Origin of the sequence: Lacticaseibacillus casei DSM 20011 = JCM 1134 = ATCC 393 (assembly GCF_000829055.1) — a bacterium.
GTDB classification, from domain to species: Bacteria; Bacillota; Bacilli; order Lactobacillales; family Lactobacillaceae; genus Lacticaseibacillus; species Lacticaseibacillus casei.
The window spans coordinates 2,821,345-2,841,393 of sequence record NZ_AP012544.1 but is presented as its reverse complement, the minus strand read 5'-3'; the positions used below and the strand labels follow the sequence as shown (position 1 = coordinate 2,841,393).

20 protein-coding genes and 7 pseudogenes are annotated in these 20,049 nt (G+C 43.7%); 12 read left to right on the top strand and 15 right to left on the bottom strand.

Annotated features, from left to right (window positions below):
* Positions 1-19 precede the first annotated feature (19 nt).
* Positions 20-157: a putative holin-like toxin gene (locus tag LBCZ_RS16600; RefSeq protein WP_080769633.1), complete on the top strand. Its 138-nt coding sequence runs from the start codon at positions 20-22 to the stop codon at positions 155-157.
* 154 nt (positions 158-311) lie between these two features.
* Here LBCZ_RS16600 and LBCZ_RS13680 read toward each other — a convergent pair whose 3' ends face one another.
* The 5 genes and pseudogenes from LBCZ_RS13680 to LBCZ_RS13665 form a co-directional block, all read right to left on the bottom strand.
* Entirely contained in the window at positions 312-701 is a 390-nt protein-coding gene (locus LBCZ_RS13680; protein WP_025013806.1) for a hypothetical protein, read from the bottom strand.
* A 2-nt stretch (positions 702-703) separates the two neighbouring features.
* Positions 704-847 carry a hypothetical protein gene (locus tag LBCZ_RS16185; protein ID WP_003582061.1) on the bottom strand — a complete coding sequence of 48 codons (144 nt, stop codon included), beginning with the start codon at positions 845-847 and terminating at the stop codon, positions 704-706.
* A complete protein-coding gene (locus LBCZ_RS13675) occupies positions 840-1,289 on the bottom strand; it encodes a hypothetical protein (RefSeq protein WP_025013805.1) in 450 nt (149 codons plus the stop codon). Before LBCZ_RS13675 ends, LBCZ_RS16185 begins: the two co-directional genes overlap by 8 nt.
* A gap of 13 nt (positions 1,290-1,302) precedes the next feature.
* A complete protein-coding gene (locus tag LBCZ_RS13670; RefSeq protein WP_003582058.1) occupies positions 1,303-1,593 on the bottom strand; it encodes a hypothetical protein in 291 nt (96 codons plus the stop codon).
* Positions 1,594-1,602: 9 nt separating this feature from the next.
* Positions 1,603-2,049 (bottom strand): annotated as a pseudogene (locus LBCZ_RS13665) (hypothetical protein).
* 502 nt (positions 2,050-2,551) lie between these two features.
* Between LBCZ_RS13665 and LBCZ_RS13655 the strand changes: the two are divergent.
* The 3 genes from LBCZ_RS13655 (at position 2,552) to LBCZ_RS15260 (ending at position 4,658) form a co-directional block, all read left to right on the top strand.
* Positions 2,552-3,445 (top strand): DNA/RNA non-specific endonuclease, encoded by an 894-nt coding sequence (locus LBCZ_RS13655; RefSeq protein WP_025013804.1) that lies wholly within the window; start codon positions 2,552-2,554, stop codon positions 3,443-3,445.
* A gap of 5 nt (positions 3,446-3,450) precedes the next feature.
* Complete coding sequence (locus LBCZ_RS13650; RefSeq protein WP_014566853.1) at positions 3,451-3,810, top strand: PH domain-containing protein; 360 nt, start codon at positions 3,451-3,453, stop codon at positions 3,808-3,810.
* Positions 3,811-3,870: 60 nt separating this feature from the next.
* A protein-coding gene (locus LBCZ_RS15260; RefSeq protein ID WP_144340554.1) for an IS5 family transposase occupies positions 3,871-4,658 on the top strand; the annotation gives its coding sequence in 2 pieces (ribosomal slippage) (positions 3,871-4,138 and positions 4,138-4,658; 789 coding nt in all).
* A gap of 5 nt (positions 4,659-4,663) precedes the next feature.
* On the opposite strand, the pseudogene LBCZ_RS13640 reads toward LBCZ_RS15260, so the two are convergent.
* A pseudogene (locus tag LBCZ_RS13640) lies at positions 4,664-5,173 on the bottom strand (Y-family DNA polymerase); the annotation flags it as partial.
* Positions 5,174-5,413: 240 nt separating this feature from the next.
* Positions 5,414-5,476 (bottom strand): putative holin-like toxin, encoded by a 63-nt coding sequence (locus LBCZ_RS16650; protein ID WP_222843308.1) that lies wholly within the window; start codon positions 5,474-5,476, stop codon positions 5,414-5,416.
* 493 nt (positions 5,477-5,969) lie between these two features.
* Here LBCZ_RS16650 and LBCZ_RS13635 point away from each other — a divergent pair, with 493 nt between their 5' ends.
* On the top strand, positions 5,970-7,319 hold the full coding sequence (locus LBCZ_RS13635) for an FAD-dependent oxidoreductase (protein ID WP_025013536.1): 1,350 nt from the start codon (positions 5,970-5,972) through the stop codon (positions 7,317-7,319).
* 29 nt (positions 7,320-7,348) lie between these two features.
* Positions 7,349-7,555 (top strand): IS66 family transposase, encoded by a 207-nt coding sequence (locus tag LBCZ_RS16765; protein ID WP_367810816.1) that lies wholly within the window; start codon positions 7,349-7,351, stop codon positions 7,553-7,555.
* A 303-nt stretch (positions 7,556-7,858) separates the two neighbouring features.
* Here the strand turns inward: LBCZ_RS16765 and LBCZ_RS16235 are convergent.
* Positions 7,859-8,350, bottom strand: a pseudogene (locus tag LBCZ_RS16235) (Cna B-type domain-containing protein); the annotation flags it as partial.
* A gap of 160 nt (positions 8,351-8,510) precedes the next feature.
* On the opposite strand from LBCZ_RS16235, the pseudogene LBCZ_RS13625 reads away from it, so the two are divergent.
* Positions 8,511-9,053, top strand: a pseudogene (locus tag LBCZ_RS13625) (family 1 glycosylhydrolase); the annotation flags it as partial.
* Positions 9,046-9,189, top strand: a pseudogene (locus tag LBCZ_RS15250) (glycoside hydrolase family 36 N-terminal domain-containing protein); the annotation flags it as partial. The pseudogenes LBCZ_RS13625 and LBCZ_RS15250, both read left to right, overlap by 8 nt.
* Here LBCZ_RS15250 and LBCZ_RS13620 read toward each other — a convergent pair.
* Both LBCZ_RS13620 and LBCZ_RS13615 read right to left on the bottom strand, forming a co-directional pair.
* Positions 9,181-9,627 (bottom strand): annotated as a pseudogene (locus LBCZ_RS13620) (FGGY family carbohydrate kinase); the annotation flags it as partial. The pseudogenes LBCZ_RS15250 and LBCZ_RS13620 sit on opposite strands and share 9 nt — an antisense overlap.
* Before the next feature lie 261 nt (positions 9,628-9,888).
* Positions 9,889-10,641 (bottom strand): glycosyltransferase family 2 protein, encoded by a 753-nt coding sequence (locus tag LBCZ_RS13615; protein ID WP_025013533.1) that lies wholly within the window; start codon positions 10,639-10,641, stop codon positions 9,889-9,891.
* A 343-nt stretch (positions 10,642-10,984) separates the two neighbouring features.
* Between LBCZ_RS13615 and lacT the strand changes: the two genes are divergently transcribed.
* The 4 genes from lacT to LBCZ_RS13595 all read left to right on the top strand — a co-directional run bounded on the left by lacT (position 10,985) and on the right by LBCZ_RS13595 (position 15,552).
* The gene (gene lacT / locus LBCZ_RS13610; RefSeq protein WP_016363857.1) at positions 10,985-11,863 is read left to right on the top strand and encodes a transcription antiterminator LacT; all 879 of its coding nucleotides are present in this window, start codon (positions 10,985-10,987) and stop codon (positions 11,861-11,863) included.
* Positions 11,864-11,983: 120 nt separating this feature from the next.
* Positions 11,984-13,717 (top strand): lactose-specific PTS transporter subunit EIIC, encoded by a 1,734-nt coding sequence (locus tag LBCZ_RS13605; protein WP_003606259.1) that lies wholly within the window; start codon positions 11,984-11,986, stop codon positions 13,715-13,717.
* A 26-nt stretch (positions 13,718-13,743) separates the two neighbouring features.
* Positions 13,744-15,168 carry a 6-phospho-beta-galactosidase gene (gene lacG, locus LBCZ_RS13600; RefSeq protein WP_003589794.1) on the top strand — a complete coding sequence of 475 codons (1,425 nt, stop codon included), beginning with the start codon at positions 13,744-13,746 and terminating at the stop codon, positions 15,166-15,168.
* Positions 15,169-15,216: 48 nt separating this feature from the next.
* A complete protein-coding gene (locus tag LBCZ_RS13595; RefSeq protein WP_003589792.1) occupies positions 15,217-15,552 on the top strand; it encodes a PTS lactose/cellobiose transporter subunit IIA in 336 nt (111 codons plus the stop codon).
* Positions 15,553-15,882: 330 nt separating this feature from the next.
* On the opposite strand, the pseudogene LBCZ_RS15240 reads toward LBCZ_RS13595, so the two are convergent.
* The 5 genes and pseudogenes from LBCZ_RS15240 to arsA all read right to left on the bottom strand — a co-directional run.
* Positions 15,883-16,020, bottom strand: a pseudogene (locus tag LBCZ_RS15240) (transposase); the annotation flags it as partial.
* 127 nt (positions 16,021-16,147) lie between these two features.
* Positions 16,148-16,564 carry an arsenate reductase (thioredoxin) gene (arsC, locus tag LBCZ_RS13590; RefSeq protein WP_004563097.1) on the bottom strand — a complete coding sequence of 139 codons (417 nt, stop codon included), beginning with the start codon at positions 16,562-16,564 and terminating at the stop codon, positions 16,148-16,150.
* A 22-nt stretch (positions 16,565-16,586) separates the two neighbouring features.
* Positions 16,587-16,922, bottom strand: coding sequence for an arsenite efflux transporter metallochaperone ArsD (gene arsD, locus LBCZ_RS13585; protein WP_025013532.1), 336 nt, complete (start codon positions 16,920-16,922; stop codon positions 16,587-16,589).
* Between the two features lie 36 nt (positions 16,923-16,958).
* Positions 16,959-18,254 (bottom strand): arsenic transporter, encoded by a 1,296-nt coding sequence (locus LBCZ_RS13580; protein ID WP_025013531.1) that lies wholly within the window; start codon positions 18,252-18,254, stop codon positions 16,959-16,961.
* Between the two features lie 42 nt (positions 18,255-18,296).
* Positions 18,297-20,027 carry an arsenical pump-driving ATPase gene (gene arsA, locus LBCZ_RS13575; RefSeq protein WP_041084913.1) on the bottom strand — a complete coding sequence of 577 codons (1,731 nt, stop codon included), beginning with the start codon at positions 20,025-20,027 and terminating at the stop codon, positions 18,297-18,299.
* Positions 20,028-20,049 lie beyond the last annotated feature (22 nt).

Below are 20,049 nucleotides of genomic sequence, written 5' to 3'. Positions count from 1 at the left end.
GCTTATGGTGTAAAAACCAATGTACCACGATACCAACGAAAGGAGAAGCCTTGTGCCCATTTCGGACGCTTTACAGCTTATGCTAGGGTTCGGCACGTTTGTCGTAGCCCTGTTAGCGTTAGTTGTTGAGCTGATTAAAAATCAGCAAAAAAAATAACCGTCTCAACTTTGGCAGGTTGACGGTTATTTAGCCCAATAGTTGCCGCCGTCTTAAACGGCTCTGCTAGGGGAGCACTCTCACGGGGTACTCCCTGTTTGTATTCTCATTATAACAGAAAAAGCGCAATCTGACTAGATTGTGCTTGCACTCTTTAAGCCTTGATAGCACCTTCAAAGGCATTCTTGATGTCTGGATTGAGTAGCGGTGCTTGGTTACCAGTAATGTTGCTAGAAATCATCTGCAGGGCGCTTAATTCCTGCGCACTGTCTTTGTCAGGCTTAACTCCTAATTCAATGCACAACATAGCAAGTACGAACCACTCTCGATTACCTTTGTTGAATTCAGCAAGTGTTTTGTAGTAGGCATTGACCATATTCACAGCCACGCTGTCAGCCACGACCTCTTCAAGTTGCTTCGTCAGAAGTTTCTTGTAGTGTTTCTTAGGTACCACAGTCTCGTTGTAACAATAAGTCATGTCCTGCATGGTCTGGGCGAGTTTGTCACATGGCTGTTTCACAACTTCGTCGTAGGCAGTTTTCACGGTTAAAGACCTCTTTCGATTTCTGTTCCTTGCCGAATATAAGCATCAACGAGTTCTAACGCGTGACGCAAGCGATTAAAGGTATCGCTGTCCAGTTCCTCAATGACTTCACTCCATGCGACTTGTGCTTGTTGTTGGTCAATCATGGTCGTCACCTTCTTCCAGTGGAACAGCTTCACAATTCGGGTTGAGCCATTTAGCAAATTCTTTTGCGGCGGCCTCGGTTTCAAATCGTTTCGCCTTTGTTTCGCCCCGAACGTAAGCCACCTCATCAAACTCATCGTCATCGTAGGTAGCATGGTGAACAGCTTGCGCGTACAGTAAGCCCATTTTGACACCCCACGCAGGCGTTGGGACATGCAGTCCCTCGGCCACAACGTCTGGTTTCTCGTTCGGGTCACCTGGTTCAACAATGACACTATCGACTAATGCACTTTCTGGCAATTCTGGATTTTGACTCAAAATAAAGTTTGTTGCGAGCCGCTGTAGGTCTTTGTCCTTAGCGTCTTCACTGGCGTAAACCATAATAAAGTGCGGTTGATATTCGATTTCGTCAATGCTGACCTGATACAGTTTTCCTTTTTTCATTGCTTACGCTCCTTTATGCAAAAGCTAGTTCTTCATTAAAATCATTAGCGTACGCTTCCGCCACACCGACCAACCGCCAGAAGACTGGGCCGGTTGTTTCGTGACTGAAGCTAAACGCTATGTCTTCATCAGCAAGTGCTCGTGGTGTTTTAGCAAAGCGAAAGCCTAGCACAAGAGCATTACCTAGTTGTGGGTCGTCGTGCAACTGGACAAGTTCAGCACTCACGTAGTTGCCGGCTTCTCTCGTTTCCTTTATCCAAGCTTCCAGAACATTAGGTTTGTAGGTATTTCTAATATCAATCATGGTAGCCTCCTATTTGATAACCTGAATGCTGATGTGTTCGTCCATAAACTGTTGTGCTGGTTGGTTGATGAGCTGATATTTTGCAAATACGCGGGTCTTCGGTGAAAGTTGAGCTAGTAACTGGTCAGATACAACCGCCGTCAGCTTGCTATCGCCTAGCATCAGTGCTGTCACTAACAGCTTCTTTTCATCGTGAGTTTGATTAGGCGTAAGTAGTAAGTCTTCGGTAACTTAATAAGGTGTATCGCACCCGTTGGCATAAAAGGCTAGGCGTTGGTTGCCGTAACGGTCTCTCTCAATTTGACTGGTCGTTTGACTTTTAACAGCAATTTCTTGAATGTAAGGACGTAACCCCTCACTCAATTTATCGTGTGTTCTTTGTCCATTTGGCCAACTGTCAAAAACACTCTCCTCATCGTCTTCAATCATTGGCAGGTAAAATGGTAATTTCTCCATTGCTGACACCCTTTCTACCGGCGGTTTTTGAAGCCGCCTTTGATGTAACAGGCACACCAGCTACGGCAGAAAACGCAAGGGTGAGCGTAGCGAAAGTGGCAAAAATTTGTGGAGTGTTCTTTGCGGAACAAAATTTTGCCCGGCCCTTGTTTTTTCTGCTAGAGCTGCTTAGGAACTTGTTCCTTAGCAGCTTTGTTGCTGGTTGAATGCGGAATCAAAGCAAGGCAAAAACCGGCAGTAGAAAGGTTCCTGCGGGCTTGCCCGCGTGGCGGCACGCCACAAGCTTTATGCATAAGTCTTGCATGATTTGCACGATAGCAGACAACTGGCAACCAATCGGGTTTAGGTACAAACTGAACTTGCCAGTTACCTACCCTGAAACGACAAGACGTTGCCGGGGCGTGCGGGTCGGCCTAGGGCCCGCCGCCCCTACGCAAACTAAGCCTTACCGGGCGTTATTTGCTCAGCAAGGCCACCACGACGAATCAGAAAGGACTTCAATATGAAATTAACAACAAAATGGTTTTTAGCCCTCAGTACAGTATTAGCAATTAGTATCAGTGGTTGTTCAGCCGTTCAAGGATCGAACACAAGTCAATCAAGTACAACCAAATCCGCTGCTTCCTCTGCTACATCAACGAGCACTACTGAGACTGCGCAGACAAACAGTGATCTTGCCAACTTGCCATTTGATCTGACAAAGTACCCGCAAAACTACACAACGCTTAATCAAAACGTTCCAATCTTCGTAAATGGTTTTAAGCAAACAGTAGCTGCCGCCCAGAAAGCGAAAACCACACGCGCTCAAACTTACTTTGAAGGCTTGGATGATCTAGGAAGAACGCAAAGTGTTTCTGCCATTGTGACCTACAGTATAATGCACAGTCACGCAAGCTCTGTACGCAAGCGACCAGCCTTTCCTAAAACCACGAAGGTTGCCGGTGAGTACGCTGATGGCGTGTATAACAAAAACCTGCAACAATGGTTTGGCCGCAGCAACAATAACCGAATGGTCCAACTTAACGGTTATCGAGGTTATCTGTATAATAAAAGCCACCTGTTAGCGTGGTCGCTAGGTGGCGATATGCAGACTCATAATGTGATTCTTGGCACTCGTGCTCAAAATGTTGGTACCAATGACCAACGAAATCCCGGTGGTATGGCTTACACAGAAACTCTGACGCGCAATTATCTTAGCTCACACCAAGACGATGCGGTCGCTTATCAGGTTATTCCCGTGTACGTTGGCCAAGAACTGGTACCGCGTGGCACACACGTTTTGGTGCAGTCGATTAACAATCCATCACAGTTTCAAGCTAATGTCTGGGTCTTCAATACGCAATCAGGGGTAACTATTAACTACAATAACGGCTCATTTCAACTGAATGGAGAGTGATCGAATTGAATCGTGAAGTGGTTCGTAAACTAGTCCAAGTCTATATCGACAGGAACAAGCTTAGCAATCCAGAATTTGCCAAACAAGCCAAGATCAATGATCGGACTGTACGTCGCTTGCTAAACTCTGAGGACAGTATTTCTGACCAAACCTTAGAGAAAATGGCGGCTGTTTGCGAAAAACGTAAATTTGCCGTCATCGGCTTTAGCACGGGGAAGATTTATTTTCGGGGTGAACATCACGCTGACTGCACCCGGTGGATCAATGAACAAGCAGTCCAGATAAAAAAAGCCCACAGCCATAAGAAAATCGCACTTAATATGAAAGAACCAATGATCATTCAGCGCTTGCCATTTGCATCTTAGAACCTGTCTAGTATCTGCTGAATCTGATAGAATTGTGGAAAACCGACTGAGGAGTTTGTCATGCCAGATTATCCAAGCAATATTTCTCGAGCGCAATTTGCGTTAATACAACCTGATTTAGAAAACTTCCGTAAGCATACAAGACCGCGTCGTTATGATCTTTATGACGTATTCAATGCCATCCTTTACTCGCTTACTACAGGGTGTCAATGGCGTGAATTACCGCACTATTTCCCGGAATGGCACACTGTCTACCGCTATTACAATATGTGGCGAGATAAACCAGACCCGACAGCTGATTCGCTATTAGAAAGGCTTTTAAAAAAACTGTTGCTTCCTATCGCTTTGCACAGGGCCGATCGGCCCGAACGTCGTTTGTGATTGTTGATGCTCAAAGTGTTAAAACCACTGATTTAACGAAAAATAGTGGCTACGATGGCGGCAAAAAGATTTCAGGGATTAAGCGTCATATGGCGGTTGATATTAATGGTTTACCACAAGCCATTCTCGTGACACGAGCTAATGTATCAGATCGTTCAGGTGCATTGGCTATGTTTAGTTTGGCTAGCCAAAATTTAGAGCTGGTTCAGCATGTCATGGTTGATGGTGGCTACACTGGCAATGACTTTGCGGATCAGGTGAAGCTCATTTTGAATGCTAAGACGACGGTAGCTAAACGCAACGAGTTGCATATGTTCACGGTGTTACCGCAACGATGGATCGTTGAACGTTCATGGCGTTGGCTAGACAAATGTCGGCGACTTTGGAAAAACTGTGAACGTGCCCTTAACAGCAGTCTTCAAATGGTTGTATTGGCCTTCCTGAAGATAGTTCTTAAAAGATACTAGACAGGTTCTAAGGCTAATTTAGCTTGCACCGGATTGTCACCAATTCCCACGGTGGTATACAAGCCTAGCTTTTGCCGAACTGTCTTTTGAATCAAGCGTGCCACTTCGCGAACGGAATTGCCAAACAGCCGCCAAGTATGGGTCATATCAAGAATGCTTTCATCAATTGAATACGGCCAAACCTCTTTTTCAGTAGTAAATTGATGAAAGATCTGATTGATCTGCAAATTACGTTGAATATAAAGGTTCATGCGCGGTGGCACGACCCACAACCTGGGGTCATTGGGTAAGTCACGTTTACGGGAGACGTTGGCTTTAAGATGAAATAAGCGCTTAGCTTCGGGTGACGTGGCTAAAATGAGTCCACCATTGGTATTTTCAGCTTCACTAAGGACCACTAATGGGACTTTTAAGGGGTTAAGTCCCCGGGCAACGGCCTCGCAACTAGCATAAAAGGACTTGTTATCAATTAAGAAGAACACGCCATGCGGTTCATCATCAGTAAACAATTTCATCACTTCCGTTAGCTTTTACCTGTATTGTAGCACAGAATGCAAACGTGCGTTCCCTAAAAACTGGCAGAAAGTTGATTAAAAATAGTCGAAAGTCCATTATAGTCATGCTATAATGTAGACAGAAAAAGGAAGCCCCGCTAGAACAGGACTTCCCGTGCAAGCCGCTTCAAAGGCGGTGGCCTAGATTACAAAACTACATTGTCGCCCTGTAACCGACAAAAGTTACGCAGGGCGGCTTTTTTATTTGTGGTGCTTGTCGATATAGCTGAGTAGCGCGATTAAAAACGTGCCAAACAGCAACATCAACGAGAGTGTCTGGAAGACGCTCATTGACTGTGAAACCTTCCTGAAGATTATTCCATGTTCCCATGGGCCTCACCTCACAAGGGAAAAGACAGCCACCGCCCTTAAAACTTCTTGCTCAATCCATTATACAGGGAAATTAAAAATCAACCAAGAGCAATAAAACCGCTCTTGACAGCAAAGGAAAGCTACAACACTAGCAAGGTCAGCAAGCAAGGCTAATAATACTGCTGCAATGGGAAATAACAAGCGTCCAGTAGGGCGGTCCAAGAGCGGGCGCAAACCCTACCAGACAGTACGATTATAAAAGTAAAGAAGGTCATAAAATCAGCTACTAGAGGGAAAACTGTGGTAAAAGACAAATAAGATGGTGAAATGATGACTATAAAGTCAAGTCAGATAAATAGGTAGTTGAGCATATAACTTGCTTTTGACGCTTTACTTACTTATAATAAGTGCAATAACAAATGACTAGTAAAAGGCGGGTAAAACAATGGATAAATTTAAAAATATTATTATTGGATTTGGTAAGGCGGGTAAGACATTAGCTAAGTACTTGGCGCAGCATGATGAGACCGTGCTTCTGATCGAACGGTCAAAACAAATGTATGGAGGGACTTGCATCAATGTTGGCTGCCTACCATCTAAAAATTTAATTTTAAATGGTCAACGTGGCTTAGACTTTACTACGGCAGTTAATAAGCGTGGTGAGATGACTAGACAGTTGCGAGACAAAAACTATCACATGGTGGCTGATGAGCCACTAGCAACAATTTGGGATGGGTCAGCACGTTTTATCGACAATTATGTTTTGGCAGTCGTAATGAGTGATGGAACAACTAAGAAGGTGAGAGGTGAACGCATCTTCATTAATACTGGAGCGGTTCCAAATTGGCCATCAATCCCAGGGTTAGAATTCGGTCAGCGGATTTTTACGTCTAAAGAAGCTATGGAATTGGAGAAACAACCGAAACGACTAGCAATTATTGGTGGCGGTTATATTGGCCTTGAATTTGCTGGAATGTTTAATTCCTTTGGTACGCATGTAACGATTTTCGACCAACATACCAGATTGTTAGAGCGCGAAGATCCTGATATTGCGACCGAGGTCGTAGCAGATCTGACTGACGCAGGGATCGAGATTAAACCGGAGACTCAACTAACTCAAGTAAAAGATAATGGTGAGAAGGTTACATTATATTATCAACAAGGTGATCAAAGTAACACTGCGGGATTTGATGCGGTATTGGTTGCAGTCGGTCGACGGCCTAATATAAATAGTTTAGGGCTAGAAAATACCGATATTGCTTTAACCAGTCGTGGTGCTATTCAGGTCGATGATCATTTAAGGACCACAGTACAAAACGTTTGGGCTTTGGGCGACGTTAATGGCGGTCCTATGTTCACTTATGTCTCATTGGATGATTTTCGTATTATTGTAGATCAATTGTTTGATAAGGGGGATCGCTCAACGGCCGATCGAATGGTGATACCGACTGCTTCGTTCCTAAATCCACCACTGGCTAACGTCGGCTTAAATGAACGTCAAGCTAAGAGTGCAGGTTATGCTTTACAAACCTTCAAGCTATCAGTCAAGGCGATTCCAAAGGCCCGTGTCTTGGAGGATCAACGCGGGCTTTATAAGGTAATCGTTGATCAAAAAACACACCTTATTTTAGGGGCAACATTGTATGCCGCTGAGGCTCATGAAACCATCAATCTAATTGCATTGGCAATGAAGGCCAAATTACCTTACGAAAGATTACGCGACATGATCTATACTCATCCAACAATGTCTGAAGCCTTGAATGATCTTTTTAAGACCCCGGTTGTGAAAAGCTAACGCCCTAGAAACACAAAGCCGACTAGTTAATCGAGGAAACAATCAAGAAATCACCGTTAAAATTATTACACAATGTGATTAACAATGCCCTTAATCTAAAGGACCGGGTTTACCAGATCTTTGAGCATTGTGATCTACCTTTACACAATAACCACGATGAGCAACAGATCCACTCTACCACGCTGGTGCGAAAGAATAAGTCTGTTCACAAAACCAACGGCAGGCGCAAAGGCTAATACGATCTGGTTTGGTATTGTACAAATGGAAAAATTAAATAAACTGGACGTCTTTAAGTATTTTTAACCATTACTAACGGTTTACACGCAACGTAACACGCCAGATATTGAGGCTTATTTACCGGGGGCTCCAGAAATTCAGGCCACGTGTCGTGTTTAATAGAGAAACCAAAGCGGGCGACTAACGCAGAAAACTGCGTTGGTCGCCCGCTATTTTTGTTTGAACCCAGGGATCTGAGATACCATCAATGGTTAAGATTCAACCCGGTTCGTTGTGGAGTGCTTACGATCATTCAATCATGATCAAATAGTAAATCTACTTATAACTACTAAACCTAAGCTTAGCAATAACGTCACTAGTCCAATTAACATCATACCCATTGATGATCCATCACCTGTTTGAGGTAATCTACTTGTTTTATCGTACATTTTACCTTGAGTGAAATCCTTTGGTGTTACCTTATTCCCATTATTAGGAACTTGAGGTTCCTTAGGCGTTGTCGGGTTATTAGGAACCTGGGGCTTCTTAGGCGTTGTCGGATTATGGGTATTAGTAATATTGTAACCATCAACAGTACTGGTGTACCCCGCAACTGCATCTTCCGTAACTGTGTAGGTAATCTTCTGACCATTAGCATAAGCAGCTAAGTTGTCGAAACTGTACTGCCAGTTATCACTGGCACTAACTTTCTTGCTTGCAACTTGTTGACCATTGGCCAATAAGTTTACCGTGATTGAACTTGGACGGATTCCATCTTGATTGTTGTTATCTCTCCAAGTCTTCGTCCCTGAAACTGAGGTTTTCTCAATCTTATCGATAATTTTAATAACGGCCTCTTTTTAATCAAAATTTGTAGAAGTTACGATTACCGTATCTGCTAATTGATATCCCTTAGGTGCACTGACCTCTTTCAATTGGTAACTATCACGTAACAACCCATAGATAGTGCAAGGTGGGCGTGGCTTATCGATTGCGGATGCGTTACCAGGTGGCAAAGACCGATTTAAAATCGTTAGTCAATCAGATTTTGACTGGACGATCGATACAGATAAGTACACCTATCCAAACCATGAAGGTATTGATTTCTATCATCATTACAAAGAAGATATTGCACTGTTTGCCGAAATGGGTTTCAAGTGTTACCGTTTCTCAATTGCATGGTCACGAATTTTTCCAAATGGTGATGAAACGCAACCTAACGAAGCCGGATTAAAGTTTTATGATGATGTGATTGACGAATGCTTGGCCAATAATATTGAACCAGTGATTACAATCTCACATTATGAATTGCCATTGAACTTGGCCAAACGGTATGGTGGCTGGAAGAACCGGTATTTGATTGAATTCTACGAAACTTTCGCGCGGACCATCTTAACGCGTTATGCTTCAAAGGTTAAGTACTGGATGACCTTCAACGAAATCAACAGTGCGGCACATTTTCCGGTGATGGGCCAAGGATTAGTGCCATCGACGGGTACTAATGTCAAAAAGAAGCTTGCCACAAACTTATGTCGAAGATGAGGATGAAGCCCAAACTTTGATTGCGACGTTGCGAGATGCCACATTAGGCGTGACACTCGAATTAGCCTACACGATTTATCGGGATCGGCCAGTTATCACGCGTAGCGCCCGGCACATGATCCAAAATCCAGCGAATCTTAGTCGCTGAGAAATACGAATCAATTAGCAAACCGGTTGAATCATGAATCATATCGCTGTGGCCATCTGCCTTAAGTTTGTCAGCGATCTCGCTAGTTTGCCGCGACTGCCAGACGATGGCGTTGTAGATTGGCAACCCGGTCTGTTTGTCCCATACAACCGTGGTTTCCCGTTGATTGGTAATCCCGATTCCGACAATTTGGCGTGGCTGAATCTGTGATTCAATAAACGCCGTCGCGATGGTCGACAAAGCGGCATTCCAAATTTCATTGGCATTATGCTCGACCCATCCCGGATGCGGAAATTCCCGCTGTGCATCAACAACTTTTTGACCATTGTGATCGATGATGATGGTCCGTGTACTCGTGGTACCCTCATCAATCGCCAGAATGTACTTCTGATCACTTGTCACAAATAACTACCCCCTGTGAAACAATATTGTACACAATGAAAGCGTTTCCAGAAATAGTTATACCGTACCTCGTGACATTCTGTCAACTTTAAACTTATGTGTATCATTAGTTATTTTAAAAAGTTAAAAAACCGATCAAAATTCTGTAAATGAGATGGAAATGGAGGTTGTGCTGCAAATGAGATATCTTGAATAAAAAAACGCGTGGCCGATGAACGTTTTCATCAGCCGCGCGTATTTTGCTTAGGATCATCTGACCTGCTATTGGATGAGCTGGCGCATACGATGGATCCGCTCAAAAATCTGGTCTTCCTGACGGCGATCAGCCCAAGAAAAATTGTGCATCGTGCTATTCGGGCGATTAACCTTCGTGTACAAAATGGTTGGATTATAAGCATATTTGCCAGGCGTATGCGCGACAAAATCCGCCGTGAAGTAATAGTCCTCAGCAATGCGTAATTGTTCATCATAGCGAATATTACCGGCAGTTAAAGCATCACGAGAGAAAGCCTTGTTCCAAATATAACCGCCCACTTCGGAGCCGTGGCGTGAGACTTGATCAAACATTTCACGCTGTGACAACAATTGAAAGCGATTGGGCCCGCCGCGGCTGCGATGCCACCAATCATAACCAACCGCAGTGGCCACAACACCCGATGTGAACCCGTGTGATAACGTTTCGGCAAAGGTCGGCGCGATTAAATCGTCACCGTCGACAAACGCCACAGCTTGACCAGTGGCATGATCAATGCCAAAGTTTCGCGCAGCACCGATGCCACGATGGTCATTAAAACCGGTCGCGTGAAAATTAGGGATACCTTTAACAAAATCAGCCACTGTCTGAGCGGTACCATCAGTAGAGGCATCGTCGATGAGCCAAAGTTCAAAATCAATTGTTTGTTGCTGGATACTTTTTAATGTCTCAGGCAGATAATGACCTAAATTGTAAGTTGGCACAACGATGGTTAAATCTAAGTTCGACGTAATTGCCTCCTTGAAGCTCGTTTTGATCATTATCGTCAAATTAACGGAGGCGTCAAATAAAGTGATTCGTTTGTAGAGACATGACTAGCACTGATCATTAAAGAACAAAAGGCAACACAGATAATTGTCCTAAAAAACTGACGATGGCTTGCTGGATGGACACTGTTGAAAAAGAAAAAAGAACAGCAAACTAAAGATGCTACAAAAAATAAAATAAAACGTTTACATTCTGTTCAGATATGGTACAATTTGTTTGTTGATAGGAATATTCAATGTGGATTGTGACTATTTAATTAGGCGAGACCACAAATCGCAGTGCTGATCGCAGCGCGTGATTTGTGGGTTTTTCTTTGCACTGGGAGGTGATGACAACTTGCCAAAAATAGCTCAGATTTTTAACAACAACGTGGCCTTGGTTGATCTAGACAACCGCGGCCAAGCCGTTGTAAGGGGACGTGGCATCGCTTTTCAGAAGAGGCGAGGAGATGTTATTCCGACAAAGCAGATAGAGAAGATCTTTTATCTAGCGAACGAGACTTCCCGACAAAATTTGTACTTTCTCTTAAAAAATATTCCGATTGACGTGGTGACGACTACCTATGAAATTATTGATGTTGCCCAGAAACAATATCGACTGAAAGTGCTTGATTATATCTACATTACCTTGAGTGATCATATTTACGAGGCATATAAACGCTATCAGGCAGGGACTTATCAAGAAACAATGGTACCAGATTTTCATATTCAATATCCGGCCGAATATGCGGTGGCTAAACAGGCACTGCAAATCATTGCCACGAACCTTGGCGTTCAGTTTCCACAGTCGGAAATAAAAAATCTGGCGTTGCACTTTATCAACGCTTCCGGCGAAGACGATGGCGAGCAGGTTTTTGGTAAAAGCAATGAAGCCTCACTTAGTCAACTTGTACAAGAAGTGTTGAAGCGTCATCACATTACTCGCTCTCATTCAAATGGCAACTACTATGACCGATTTATGATTCATCTCCAGTATCTCATCGACCGACTGCAGCGTGTTGATACAGATGCCGTTACCATTGTCCCTGAGGTTGCCACTGAACTTAAGCAAAACTATCCGCAGTCTTACAAGATTGCCTCAGAAATTTTCGATGAAATTAAGGATCAACTCTATCGCAGTATGAGTGAGGACGAACGACTTTACTTCATCATCCACATTCAGCGATTGATAAACGAAGCACCAGCCCAGAATCATTCACAAAACGATTCATTATAACGCGCTCGCAGTCGTAGAAGCCTACACATAAGGGCTTTGAAGCAATCTACCAAAGATTGGGCCAGTTTGCTTCAAGCACGCTTATGCTTTGGCTTCCAAGCGCTCAGGAGGAAAAGACTCATGAATAAGGTTTTTGATAAATTAAAACCAATTTTTGAAGCCATCGCTGCTAACAAATATATTTCCGCGATTCGTGATGGCTTTATCGCATGTATGCCGATCATCATCTTCTCAAGTATCTTTATGATGGTTGCTTATGTTCCGAACGCTTGGGGGTTTTACTGGCCAGACAACGTAACGAATACGTTGATGGTTGCTTATAACTATTCCATGGGCTTGCTGGCACTGTTTGTGGCGGGAACGACTGGTAAAAACTTGACTGACAGCAAGAACCTTGAATTACCGAAAACAAATCAAATTAATCCAGTGGCCGTCATTGTGGCGTCTGAAATTTCTTTTGTCATTTTGTCGATCTTGCCGCTTAAAACCGGTGTTGACCTGACTTACATGGGGACTCAGGGATTGATCTGCGCTTATATCGTTGGGTTGATCGTGCCAAATATTTACTACGTCTGTATTAAGAACAATGTCACGATTAAATTACCAGCGCAGGTACCCGGTAATATCGCCCAGTCATTTAAAGACCTTATCCCGATGGGCCTTTCTGTGACAGCCTTCTGGCTTTTCGGTGTTGGCTTCAAAGCGGCAACGGGTACTGTATTGCCACGCTGGATCATTCAAGTACTTTCGCCGCTTTTCCAAGCCAGCGATTCTTATCTAGGCTTAGCCCTGATTGCTGGCGCGATGGCTTTCTTCTGGTTCTGTGGTGTCCAAGGCCCATCAATTGTTCAGCCGGCTGTTGTCCCGATTATGATTGCGAATACAGCAGCTAACTTGCAGCAATATCAGGCAGGGCAACATGTCTCGCACGTTTTGGCCATGAACACGATGGACTACGTCATGAATTTTGGTGGAACCGGAGCAACATTGGTGGTACCTTTCATCATGCTGTTTGCGGCCCGATCAGCGCAATTAAAAGCCGTTGGTAAGGTTTCCTTTGTGCCATGCACTTTCGGGGTCAATGAACCTGTTTTGTTTGGAATGCCGATTATCATGAATCCCATTTTCTTCATTCCGTTCTTAGCAACCCCGATCGTGAACGTTTGCTTATTCAAATTCTTTGTGAGTGTACTTGGCATGAACAGTATGATGTACACCATGCCATGGACAGTTCCGGGACCGATTGGGATTTTGATTTCGACTGGGTTTGCCCCGTTGGCTTTCGCCTTTGTTCTACTGACGTTGGTTCTGGACGTTGCGATATACTTCCCATTCATTCGCGTTTATGACAGCACACTCTTAGCTGAAGAAAAAGCTAAGGAAGAGGTCATTGAAGACGACGGCATGGCTGTTCAGGCGAGTGACACAGTGTCACCTTCTATCCCGACTGGTTTGACTGTTGCGACTGCCACAGACGACGATGCGACCCATGTGTTGCCTGAAACAGCCCCATCTGCCCACGGCGAAGCCTATTTCAAACAAAATGAAGTTAATGTTTTAGTGTTGTGTGCTGGTGGTGGAACAAGCGGTATTCTTGCCAACGCGCTAAACAAACTGTCTAAGGAACGCGGTTTAAAGCTCTCGGCCGCCGCCCGCGCTTATGGACAGGATATGGATTTGATCAAAGATATGAACATGGTCATCCTTGCACCGCAAATGGAAAGCATGAAAGGTAATTTAAAAAAGATCACCGATAAGTATGGCGTCAAGCTGGTCACAACAACTGGTCGGCAATACATTGAATTAACCAACAATGGTGACAAGGCACTTGATTTTGTTGAATCCAATCTTTGAGACACTTAACAGGAGGTTATTAAGCAATGAGTAAACAGCTACCTCAAGATTTTGTAATGGGCGGGGCAACCGCCGCCTATCAAGTCGAAGGAGCCACCAAGGAAGACGGTAAAGGTCGCGTGCTTTGGGACGATTTTCTGGATAAACAGGGGCGGTTCAAGCCCGACCCGGCAGCGGATTTTTATCATCGTTATGATGAAGATTTGGCATTAGCGGAAAAATACGGCCATCAAGTGATTCGGGTGTCAATTGCCTGGTCGCGAATTTTTCCGGATGGTGCCGGGGAAGTTGAGCCACGCGGGGTTGCTTTTTACCACAAGCTCTTCGCTGATTGTGCCGCCCATCATATCGAACCGTTTGTTACGCTACATCATTTTGATACGCCCGAACGCTTGCACGAAGCCGGTGATTGGTTGAGTCAAGAGATGTTGGACGACTTTGTGGCTTATGCGAAGTTTTGCTTTGAAGAATTTTCCGAAGTGAAGTATTGGATCACCATTAATGAACCGACCTCAATGGCCGTTCAACAATATACAAGCGGGACATTCCCGCCTGCCGAGTCTGGACGTTTTGATAAGACGTTCCAAGCTGAACACAATCAAATGGTGGCGCATGCCCGTATCGTTAATCTATATAAGTCAATGCAATTAGGTGGCCAAATTGGAATTGTTCATGCGTTGCAAACTGTTTATCCCTACAGTGATAGCGCTGTGGATCACCATGCCGCCGAGTTGCAGGACGCTTTGGAAAATCGATTGTATCTGGATGGCACATTAGCTGGCGAATATCACCAAGAAACTTTGGCGCTCGTGAAGGAAATTCTGGATGCCAATCATCAACCGATGTTTCAATCGACACCGCAGGAAATGAAGGCTATTGATGAAGCGGCCCATCAGTTAGACTTTGTTGGGGTCAATAATTATTTCAGCAAGTGGTTGCGTGCCTATCATGGCAAATCAGAGACCATTCATAATGGCGACGGCACCAAAGGCTCTTCGGTCGCGCGGCTGCAAGGCGTTGGCGAGGAAAAACTCCCAGATGGCATTGAGACGACAGATTGGGATTGGTCGATTTATCCACGAGGAATGTATGACATACTGATGCGGATTCATAATGACTATCCGTTGGTGCCAGTGACCTACGTGACAGAAAATGGTATTGGTCTTAAAGAAAGCTTGCCAGAAAATGCGACCCCTGACACCGTGATTGAAGATCCAAAACGGATTGATTATGTAAAGAAATATCTGTCCGCAATGGCTGATGCTATCCATGATGGCGCAAATGTCAAAGGTTACTTCATCTGGTCACTTCAAGATCAGTTTTCTTGGACAAACGGTTACAGTAAACGATATGGTCTGTTCTTCGTTGATTTTCCAACACAAAATCGTTATATCAAACAAAGTGCCGAGTGGTTTAAGTCTGTGAGTGAGACCCACATCATTCCGGATTAAAAAGTTTTTGGCTATTTAGACAGCAAGGATTGAATCGGAGGGAAAATGATGGCTACTAAAGAAGAAATTTCAATGGTTGGTTTTGCACTTGTGGCGTATGCAGGCGATGCTCGAACGGCCGCTGTGCATGCACTTGATGCCGCTGAAGCAGGCGATTTCGATAAGGCAAACGAATTGGTTGAGAAGGCCCAACAGGATATCAATGAAGCCCACAACCAACAGACCCAGCTTCTAAGTCAAGAAGCTGGCGGTGCTGAAATGGATGTCACCTTTATCATGGTTCATGGTCAAGATACGTTGATGACAACCATGTTGCTCATTGATGAAACACGCTACATGATTCGCATGTTTAAGCGGATCAAAGAACTTGAGAACAAGCAGTAAATGAGTCATCATCATTTCTCGATAAAATGATAGTCGAATCGATCAGCATTTCCTCCAAATGACGAACTTTGCTGTTAGCGCGTCCTCAATAATTGAACAGAAGTAACCCAAAAACTAGGCGCGTGGCACATACAGCGCCTAGTTTTTCTATTTCGGAAGTTTGTCAAATGGTGTTGAAGGATAGTTTCTATCCTTTGGAGATCTCCTCGTGTGGGAGATCTTTTTTGTTGTTTTATTAGTTGCGGCGTTTAATCTGGTGTGTTGTCTGAATATCGTACTTGAAGGCATAACAAATAAGCCTACCATCGTGACGTTATTGTGGTAGATAATCTAGGCAATCAGCTGGTAGACGCGTGTGAACATATTGGCCTGATTGGAGAAGCCATAACAAGCACGTTTGAGCTCATTGATCTTACGGTTGATGCCCTCTATCGGTCCGTTAGAGTAGGACGATTTGGCGGCGTTAATGGGGTTAATGGAACATCCATACGAAAAGTAGCGGTAGGAAGCCGAACACTCAGAATGTTTGTTATCTGAATATACGGTTTTCTACCGCTATTTTAAAATTCGTATTGGTTACGGACCTACTGATTCCTCAGAGGTTACCGACTTTTGCTAAGTCAATAATCTGCTGCTCAATTTGATCTCTGACCTTCCGAAAAACTACTATTCTATCCTGTTCGGATCCAGCTGCTAAAGCCGGGTCTGGAAGTGGCCAATGCTTTTTCTTGACCGTTGGTGGGGTGACTGGACAGCGATCACGAGCGTCTCCACATAAGGTGACAACTAGGTCACTGTGAAGCAAATAATCGGGATCAATTAACTTTGATGTTTGCTGGGAAATATCTATTCCTTTTTCAGCCATAACTTTAACAGCCAATGGATTCAAGCCATGCACCTCGACTCCCGCACTGGCAACGCGCCAATCATTGCCTAAAATTTTTTTAGCGAATCCTTCAGCCATTTGACTTCGACAAGCATTTCCAGTACATAGAAAATAAATTTGTGTCATCATTAATCCTCCATCTAAACTATTAGTGAACCAAAGCAGCTACTAAATCCATGTCTAAGTAACTGCTAAACTCGTTAATGGTTGGGTATTCACCGGTTTTTACCAACTGACCATCCACTAACGTAATTGGTAAAGCATTTATACCCTGACGTTTTAGTTCTTGGGCAACAATCGGATTTCGAACAAAGGCATCGGGGTTCTGGGCTAAATTACGACGAATGAACATGGCCTGCCCCTGTGCATTCACACTGACATACCGCTGAATGGCCGTTGTTTGAATCAATTCCTTATCAACGCTGGGACCACAAACACCGGTTGAACAACACATTGCTGGTTCAAAAAGCTCTATTTTTTTCATTCTATTCATCTCCAAAGTAATTGTGATTTATATTTTCTAACCAAAAATCGATAATGATAACCAGAGGCCACATAGGGTAATAAACAACACTGGGATCGTGGTTACAATTCCAATTTTAAAATAAGTCCCCCATTTAATTTTAACTCCCTTTTGAGCTAACACATGTAGCCAGACTAATGTAGCCAAAGAGCCAATTGGGGTAATCTTAGGTCCCAAATCTGAGCCGATTATGTTTGCGTACACTAACGTATGATGGATGATCCCTGAAACGTCAGCGCCTTTGATTGATAGTGCATTAATCATGACGGTCGGCATGTTATTCATTAATGACGATAAAAGTGCTGCTAAGTAGCCCATGCCCATTGTGGCAGCAAACCGACCACCTTTTGCGATTTCGGTAATGACACCTGATAATAATGTTGTTAGACCAACGTTCTGAAGGCCGTAGACTACGACATACATACCGATTGAGAAAAAGACAATGTTCCAAGGAGCTCCTTTAATCGCTGTCATCGCATTAACATGGGAACTTCTTTGACCAACTATCAGAAAAATAGCCGCAATACTCAGTGCGATAAAGGAGACGGGGATTCCTAAGAAACCGCTACTAAAGTAACCAATCAATAGGAGGATTAAGACGACCCATGAAAACTTGAAAAGTCGCTGATCTTTTAGTGCAGAACTGGGTTCCGCAACCTGAGTGGCATCAAATTTTCGTGGCAATGCTTTTCGAAAGTAAAGATACAGGATACCAATACTACCTAACAGCGAAAATAGATCAGGAATCCACATTCTTAACGCATACGCTGAAAAGGAAATTCCAAAAAAGTCTGCAGAGACAATATTTACCAAGTTACTAACAATCATTGGTAAAGAAGTGGTATCGGCAATAAAGCCACTGGCAATAATAAAAGGGAAAACTTGCTTTTCATCAAAGTGTAAGGCACGAACCATTGCTAAAACAATGGGGGTAAGAATCAGAGCAGCCCCATCATTAGCAAAAAGGGCAGCAACGACGGCGCCTAAGGTGGTCACCAAAATAAACATGCGAATACCGTGACCGTTTGCCCAGCGAGCCATGTGTAAGGCGGCCCATTCAAAAAATCCGATTTGATCTAAAATGAGTGAAATCAGAATAATAGCCACGAAAGATAAGGTGGCATTCCAGACAATTCCGGTAACTGTTCCAACATCTTTAAAACTCACCACGCCAAACAATAATGCTAAAATTGCACCACCAACGGCTGTCCATCCAATTGATAATCCTCTAGGTTGCCAGATAACGAATAATAATGTGAGTAAGAAAATTCCAACGGCAAAAAAGACTTGCATGATACCTCCTAAACTGATTAATTATTTTTTTCCTTTAATTAATTAAACCGTTAAAAGCGTTTTTTCGTAATTTGGTTGCCATTGCATAACAGCAAAATGATTATTCGAAAGCTCTTTTACCTGATCAATCCATTTAACTTCGCTTTGCACTCGAGCCAACAAACATGGATCAGTGGTTTGAGTTGCCAACATACTTTGGTTGACCACCCACCAAGTATGAGCTAGACTGGCTCGCTTCAAATCGTCATCTAACCGCATTGATTCATAAACCGGCGTGGCTTCTGGTAGCGTTACCATAATAATTTCAGTTTGCTTAGGATCTTGTAGTCTTGGTAACAGATTAACGACTGCTTGTGGGACGCTGCCGGAGGTATGGGCAACTTCTTGAGCATAGCTTTGGGTCGAGTTTAACAGTAAGAGTGTATGACCAGTCGGAGCCGTATCAACCACAACGACGTCACTATCATTTTGGGCGACTAACTCAGCAAAAGCTCGGAAGACAGCAATTTCTTGAGTACATGGTGAACGCAAATCTTCAGCGACATAATCAACATCATTAGACTTCATGGTCTTTTTAGCAGTAGTGAGAACTTCGTTTTGATATTCTTTTAAAGACTTTTTCTCATCAATATGGCTCACCTTGATCAGCGGACTTGTGATTTTGAAGTATTTCAAATGATCAGCTGGGTCAGTGGTAGCCAAGTGCACGGTTTTGTGTTGAGCAGCTATCTTTTGGGCAATTTGAACGGCAACGGTTGTTTTACCAACGCCACCTTTGCCCATGGTGAAGATAATTTTTTTATTTGACTGCACTAAATTCTTCACGACAACATCCAGATCAGGAAAGTGACTAGCAGTAACCGGTTCCTCAGTGATTTGCGGCTGCTGGTCTTTCAATAGTAGTCGTAAATTAGCTAATCCCAATACGTTGTATGCTCGCAATGGGATTGCTAACTTGGGTAGCTGGTCTAAAGTGACTGGCATATTCTGCAAATCAGCTTGCTGTTGTTTAAAAATAGTCTGAGAAACTGCGTCGGTTGGCTGATTTAAGATACCGTTAATGATTAGTTGCTGGTTCTTAATGTTTAAGGCTGCCAACTCATGTGAAGCGCGTTGTGCCTCCAGAAGGGCGCCTTTTTGTGGTCGGGTAACTAAAAACAAAGTCGTCGCTTGAGGATTGCCTAAAGTTTCAACCGCTTTTTGATACATAGCTTTCTTATCATTTAAGCCAGCTAGTTGGCCGAGACAGGATGCACCACGATCATTCTTATCCAGGTAATTACTCCAAGCAGAAGGCAATTGCAGCATTCTTAAGGTATGGCCGGTCGGCGCGGTATCAAAAATAATATAGTCAAATTGCTGATTAATCTTGGAACTAGTTAGAAAGTTGGCAAATTCATTAAATGCAGCAATTTCAACCGTACACGAGCCTGATAATTGTTCAGCCATATTCTGAATGGCTTCTTTGGGCAACATGCCTCGATAAGGTTGAATAACCTGCTCGCGATACTCGTTCGCAGCAATGACCGGATCAAAGTTGGCAGCAAACAAACCGGAAATGTTTGGAATCGGCTTTGGCTGATTGGTTAAACTAACTTTAAAAACGTCCTGCAAGTTACTAGCTGGATCAGTGGAAACGATCATAACTCGGTGACCAGCATCAGCTAAGCTAATTGCAGTGGCACTGGCAACCGTGGTTTTGCCAACCCCACCCTTGCCGGTAAAAAATAGGTACTTGGTTAAATTAATCTCTTGTGGCGAATACTTTTCCATCATTTTTCAGCTCCTTACATAG